A 2,693-nucleotide genomic window follows, 5' to 3' on the forward strand; every position below is an offset into this window, starting at 1 on the left:
ATAAAACCCAACCAAAGGAGTTGCCTGATGTCTTTAGAAAAAGTCGTTTATCGTGCCAAAGCAAAAGCCACCGGGGGTCGTGACGGCCGTGCTACCTCTTCAGACGGTGTGCTGGACGTTAAACTGGGCGTACCGAAAGAAATGGGCGGCGCGGGCGGCGAAGCCACCAACCCTGAACAGCTGTTTGCTGCTGGCTACTCGGCCTGTTTCCTGGGTGCGATGAAGTTCGTGGCTAACCGCGACAAGATCGCCCTGCCAAAAGACGCTTTCATCGAAGGCGAAGTGGGTATTGGCCCGCTGCCGACCGGCTTTGGTATTGAAGCTACACTGAATATCCATCTGGAAGGAATGGACGCGGCGGAAGCGAAAAAACTGGTGGATGCGGCGCATATCGTCTGCCCTTACTCCAACGCGACCCGCGACAATATCGACGTAACGCTGAATATCATTAACTGATAAAGGCGCTGGCCGGAGCCGCTACATGGCTCCGGCTGTCTGCATCCTCCGGCTCGCTGCGTTTCCCTGCTTATTCCTGCGATTGAACTGATAAATCTTCGATAATGTGGTTAACTACGCCGCTTGCGCGTGGAGGCAGAGATTTTCCTTCAGAATCTTCCGGGAAAAGTTTCCCCGGGTGATAATCGACCACTTAACCGAACTCTGGCGAAACGGCATGGTCTGATTAGCGTTTACTCTTAAGCTACGCCGGGATAAAGGTTGCATGAATTACATTAAAACACTGACGCAGCAAAAGCTCTCGTTTTTGCTGGCGTTTTACATCGGTATCTTTCTGAATATCCCCGTTTTTTACCGCCGTTTCGATCCTTTTCTCTCTCATTTTAGCGTAACTGAATGGCTTTCCGCCGTGGCGGAAGTGGTCGCTATTGTGCTGCTGACCTTTTTCCTGATGCGCCTGCTGTCGCTGGGCGGCAAAATTTTCTGGCGCGTGACCGCGACCGCGCTGGTGCTGATTTCCGTAGCTGCCAGCTACTATATGAGCTTCTTTAACGTCGTGATCGGCTACGGCATTGTCGCCTCGGTCATGACCACAGACACCGATTTGTCGAAAGAGGTAATTGGCTACCATTTTCTGCTGTGGATGGTGCTGGTCAGCGCGCTGCCGCTGCTGCTGATCTGGCGTAATTCGCTGCGCCTGACGCTGCTTGAGCAGCTGAAAACGCCGGGACAGCGCCTGAAGCCGCTGGGTGTGCTGCTGCTGGCCGTGGCGCTGGTCTGGCTACCTATCCGCTATTTTGACCGTCAGCAAAACATCAATGAGAAGCTGACCAACGTCGACCTGCCCAGCTACGGCGGCGTGGTGGCACACTCTTATCTGCCTTCTAACTGGCTGTCGGCGCTGGGGCTGTTTGCCTATACCAGCTATGACGAGACGATGGACAGCAAAGATATGTTCGACCCGGCAAAGCATTTTACCTATAACGCGCCGGCCGGGCTGGACGATACCTATGTGGTATTTGTGATTGGCGAAACCACCCGCTGGGATCATATGGGCCTGCTGGGCTACAACCGTGATACCACGCCAAAGCTTTCCCACGAGAAAAACCTGGTGGCGTTCCGTGGCGAATCCTGCGACACCGCTACCAAGCTTTCGCTGCGCTGTATGTTTGTGCGTGAAGGCGGTACTGATGAAGGGCCTGGCCGCACGCTGAAAGAGCAGAACGTATTTGCGGTACTGAAATCGCTGGGCTTTAGCTCCGAGCTTTTTGCCATGCAAAGCGAGGTCTGGTTCTATAACAACACCGATGCGGATAACTTTGCGTTCCGCGAGCAAATCGGCTCGGAAAAGCAGAACCAGGGCAAGTCGGTGGACGATATGCTGCTGGTACCGGAGCTGAAGAAGTCGCTCGATCGCCATCCGCAAGGCAAGCATCTGGTGGTGCTGCATACCAAGGGCTCGCATTACCTGTACTCACAGCGTTATCCGCGCGACTTTGCGCATTATCAGCCGGAATGTATGGGCGTGGATGATAAATGCAGTAAAGCGATGCTGATCAATGCCTTTGATAACTCGGTGCTTTATACGGATACGGTGCTGGAAAGTGTGTTCGATCAGCTGCGCGACAAGAAAGCGATTGTCTTCTATGCGGCCGACCACGGCGAATCGATCAGCGATAATATGCATCTGCACGGCACGCCACGTCATATGGCACCGCCAGAGCAGTTCCGCGTGCCGATGATGGTTTGGGCATCCGATAAATATCTGGCGGACCCGGCCAACCAGAGCCGCTTTGAACGCTTACAGGCGCAGCAGCGCGTAGGCGCGACGCATCGTCACGTCGAGCTGTTCGACTCCGTACTGGGCTGCCTGGGCTACAAGTCGCCAAATGGCGGCATTAAAGAAGCAAACGACTGGTGCGCGGATCCAGCAAAGCGTAAGGATTCTGGCAGCAAAATCTGATTGCCGTGCCGGACCACCAACCCCCGCGCCTTACCGGCCGGGGGTTTTTTTATGCGTGAAACCTGACCGCAGCCAAAGTAGCGGCGGCGATGTAAAGGAGCCTGAAGGCTCAGCGGATCTTTTTAGCCAGTATCAGTCCTGCCAGGTTTTGAAAGAGGATGCATCAGAAAATGAACGGCAGGATGGGGCAAACCCGGCTCTTTAGTAAAATGGGAGGTAAGATATAACTACTCAGCCCTAAGTAAATTTCAGAAAGCCTCTTCTTTGCTTCTTT

At 54.0% G+C, this 2,693-nt stretch carries 2 protein-coding genes; both read left to right on the forward strand.

The genetic code is table 11. The annotated features are described in order from the left end of the window. The first annotated feature begins 27 nt into the window (after window positions 1–27). Window positions 28–456 (forward strand): organic hydroperoxide resistance protein, encoded by a 429-nt coding sequence (locus tag RTK32_RS14200; RefSeq protein WP_312045028.1) that lies wholly within the window; start codon window positions 28–30, stop codon window positions 454–456. A gap of 265 nt (window positions 457–721) precedes the next feature. Next, the gene (gene eptB, locus RTK32_RS14205) at window positions 722–2,419 is read left to right on the forward strand and encodes a kdo(2)-lipid A phosphoethanolamine 7''-transferase (RefSeq protein WP_312045030.1); all 1,698 of its coding nucleotides are present in this window, start codon (window positions 722–724) and stop codon (window positions 2,417–2,419) included. Window positions 2,420–2,693: the final 274 nt, after the last annotated feature.

This window comes from Erwinia sp. (assembly GCF_031978025.1).
Taxonomy (GTDB): Bacteria; Pseudomonadota; Gammaproteobacteria; order Enterobacterales; family Enterobacteriaceae; genus Erwinia.

Bases quoted from the DNA above. Each gene is read 5' to 3' on its own strand.
- RTK32_RS14200 (WP_312045028.1), top strand. From the start codon at position 28: ATGTCTTTAGAAAAAGTCGTTTATCGTGCCAAAGCAAAAGCCACCGGG.
- eptB (WP_312045030.1), top strand. From the start codon at position 722: ATGAATTACATTAAAACACTGACGCAGCAAAAGCTCTCGTTTTTGCTG.